The 931-nt window shown below is 40.4% G+C and carries 1 protein-coding gene; it reads right to left on the bottom strand.

Annotation, left to right across the window (positions count from 1 at the left end):
- Positions 1–82 precede the first annotated feature (82 nt).
- Entirely contained in the window at positions 83–883 is an 801-nt protein-coding gene (locus tag ACRCA4_RS14970; RefSeq protein WP_433190379.1) for an alpha/beta hydrolase, read from the bottom strand.
- Positions 884–931 lie beyond the last annotated feature (48 nt).

Below are 931 nucleotides of genomic sequence, written 5' to 3'. Positions count from 1 at the left end.
TAACGCCCAAATTTAGCGCGGAAAGCCGCGCAGCGGGTTGACGTCGCAGCCGGCGCTTTTTGCCGGCGATAATATTTGTTTGTTATATGCCACTACGACCCTGATATTTATACAACCCCGCAAGAGCATTGTAGATCCCTGCAGCCATAGTAAAATCATGGCTAACAGCATCGAATTCGTTTAACTGTAACTCCAATTCAGTCGAGCGGTTTCTCATAATCGTTTGCGCAAATGAGTCATATACATTGCGCAATTCACCGTTTTCGCTGCCGATATTCATATACAAATAGCTCGCCACGGCTTCTTTTGAAAGAATGTAGTTTTGTGCTGATTTTGCAGTTTCTCTTGCGCCCCACCATACTGCCGGGCTAAACGCCATATGAGCTTGAAAGAGTTTTGGGCGAGAGTGAAAAGTATGAATAACTAATAAACCAGCGATTGAATGGCCTGCAATAACATTAAATTTCGACGTTCGATACTGCTCATTAATATGAGGAATCAGTTCTGATTCCAAAAAGTCTAAAAACTTATCCCCACCACCACCTTGACCAACCGGCCCCCTTGGATCCATGTTTACTGTTGGTGCGAAGTCTCCAATGCGATTTGCACTGTTTATACCAATAATAATATGTTCATTTGAACCATTAGATAGATTTAGCCTATGGAGCATGCCGCTTACTAACTCTCCATTGAGTTCACCATCCAAAACAAATAAGACTGGATAAGTTTTTGTTATATCTGACTCGTAAGATGGCGGTAGCGAAACGATTATATTAGGTGTATCGGTCACAATTTTTGACTGAGGTATTTTAATGCTTACAAAATTCGATGCATTAATACCAGCTGAAATAAACACCATAAGTACTAAAAAAATAATTTTCAAAATATAGAACTCCCTCTCTGGGTAAAAATATCAAAACGCATATAACGC

Source organism: Rheinheimera sp. WS51, assembly GCF_050936095.1.
GTDB lineage: Bacteria > Pseudomonadota > Gammaproteobacteria > Enterobacterales > Alteromonadaceae > Alishewanella.
The sequence above is the reverse complement of the archived record's forward strand: the minus strand, read 5'-3'. Positions and strand labels throughout refer to the sequence as shown.